Source organism: Luteimonas salinilitoris, from assembly GCF_041300785.1.
Classification (GTDB): domain Bacteria; phylum Pseudomonadota; class Gammaproteobacteria; order Xanthomonadales; family Xanthomonadaceae; genus Luteimonas; species Luteimonas salinilitoris.
The window spans coordinates 1-2092 of sequence record NZ_JBFWIB010000045.1; the positions used below are offsets into that span (position 1 = coordinate 1).

3 protein-coding genes are annotated in these 2092 nt (G+C 56.7%); all 3 read right to left on the reverse strand.

What is annotated here, in order from left to right; translation table 11 throughout:
• Positions 1 to 15: 15 nt before the first annotated feature.
• Entirely contained in the window at positions 16 to 573 is a 558-nt protein-coding gene (locus AB5T46_RS20300) for a DUF922 domain-containing Zn-dependent protease (RefSeq protein WP_370565926.1), read from the reverse strand.
• Positions 574 to 693: 120 nt separating this feature from the next.
• Complete coding sequence (locus tag AB5T46_RS20305; RefSeq protein ID WP_370565927.1) at positions 694 to 1464, reverse strand: hypothetical protein; 771 nt, start codon at positions 1462 to 1464, stop codon at positions 694 to 696.
• Between the two features lie 142 nt (positions 1465 to 1606).
• Positions 1607 to 1990, reverse strand: coding sequence for a hypothetical protein (locus tag AB5T46_RS20310; RefSeq protein WP_370565928.1), 384 nt, complete (start codon positions 1988 to 1990; stop codon positions 1607 to 1609).
• Between the last annotated feature and the right edge of the window lie 102 nt (positions 1991 to 2092).

Consider the following 2092-nt stretch of genomic DNA (forward strand, 5'->3'; position numbering starts at 1 on the left):
CTGGCGCCTGGCAGATCAAAACCGAGCTCCCTGAGTGGCTCCATGCTCAGTGGCCACGTCATATCCCAGATCTTTAGCCCGAAACTCCTCAATTACAGCTCTTGCCTTGCTATTAATATCTTCGGCTAACGTTTTGCACCCGGCGGTACCAGTCAGACCAGATAGTCGACGTTCTATCTCTTGCGCCGCCGAAACGGCGATGTTGTAGTGCCCATCCTCGTGCAGCCGGAGAGCAGTGCTATACCTTTCCCACTCTCGCGTCAGGTCCTCTAACAATCCCTCTGGCTTGTTCCATTTCGGAAGCGTCATAGTGACTTCAAGCTTAGTCTCAACAGAGCCAATTGCACACAACTTACCGCTGGGAATCAGTTGAAATGTCCAATCGACATGCCATTTTGTATAGCCATGGTGCCGGGAACCGTCGTCACCGACTGGTCCGTGATCGCCTAGCTCTTTACGCAGATCACGCGCGTTATTACCGCGCACTTCATAGAACTCAACATTCAAGGGTTCCGAAGCCCGAAGCTCGTTCCAGAAGAACAGCGCGAAGAGGCAGATTGCTACATGCTTCATTAGCTCCCCCAGCCGATATGTCGTCGCCAGCTAACGCTTGAGTTAAGCCGTGCCGCGAAGCGGCATCGGTTTGAACGAGTTGTTAGCGCCCAACCGCGACACCGACATTATGTGCTTAGATCACTCGCGTGCAAATGGGGTGACTCGGCTGATCTCGCAGCCACGCCAGAACGCGCCGGTAGGCGAGCCCCCCATTTGGACGAAACCTTCCGACGAATCGTTGATCAGCACTACCTTGTCACCCGGATACCCACACACCGCCGCCCCTCCGTTTCTAGACACCAGTCTGATCGAATGGGCAGTGGCCAAATCCGAGCATATATTGACCGTCTCCACCCGGTAATAACGATGTCCTGCATGGCGTCGCGGCGATACCTCGACCACCAGACCTTCTCTATCCTTGTGCCATCCGCGCAGGAAGCGGGCATCGACGCAATAGTCGGTGGTGCCGCCAATATCTCGCCAGTGGCGCCCCTGAACCTCGACCCGATCCAGCGTAACGCTCGGTTGCATATTCGCGCCCCGCATACGCAACGCATCAGCCAGCTCCGATGCTGAAAGCGTGCTCATCTGGATCACGGGGCATGTGTTCTCACCACCACGCACGAACAAGCGTCCACTTGGGCAAGCCCAACCTTCGGGAGCCAACGTCTCCAGATCCACTCCTTCGACGAATACCGGACAGGCAGGATCCAGCTCAAGACGCGCCCCAGCTTGTCCGTTCGAGCGGATCAGAATCTCGCGTTCGCCGATCCGCCAGCCACCGGTGATGTTGTGTAAGTCGATGCATCCGTCAGCCGGCGGCTCGCGTGCCACCGACGGCTGCGACCACGGCAACAACCAGGCACACATGGACATTGCGATCCATTGCTTCAAACCTTGTCCAGCCATCCTTTTCCCTTGAAGAAGCAATCCAGCATGGTCTCGTGGATAGTGATCGTGCCGTCGAAATCAAAGAGTGCGAGAGACATTTCTTGGGCGCTAACGCCTGAATTAAGCCGAGCCGCGAAGCGGCTTCGGCTTGAATGAATTGTTAGGCATCAGCCGGTCCGCTGGCGCTATGCCGAAGACCGATGCCCACTGACGTGCCAGCAACGAGAGCGACAACGAGCACAGCCCACTCCAGTGCGACAGAAACCCACGGCGTGCTACCGAGCCAAGCGGTGAGTACCGCCGAGAGCCCGGCCGCGACGAGAACTTGCAGCAATAGACCGAGCCAAGCGTGGGCGAATGGCTTAGCCGGATAGCGCACTGCAAAGAAGGCGATTGCCGAGCAAACGACGAATGAGGTGGCATGGCCAGCGAAAAGCCAAGAAGCGCCAGAGTCAGGAGACTGAAGAGCACCTTCTACGAAGCCGAGTACGACCTGGGCAACGAACAGAAGAGTTGCGAGCAGGACTATCTTGTTCCAGTTCACGACGCCCTCCATCTGATGCCTAACTTCTTAGTAGACTGATGCCTAACGCCTGAATTAAGCCGACCCGCGAAGCGGGTTCGGCTTGAATGAATTGTTAGGCAC

What these genes read in the sequence shown, in the direction of transcription:
- AB5T46_RS20305 (WP_370565927.1), bottom strand. Translation starts at nt 1,464, where the DNA reads ATGGCTGGACAAGGTTTGAAGCAATGGATCGCAATGTCCATGTGTGCC.
- AB5T46_RS20300 (WP_370565926.1), bottom strand. Translation starts at nt 573, where the DNA reads ATGAAGCATGTAGCAATCTGCCTCTTCGCGCTGTTCTTCTGGAACGAG.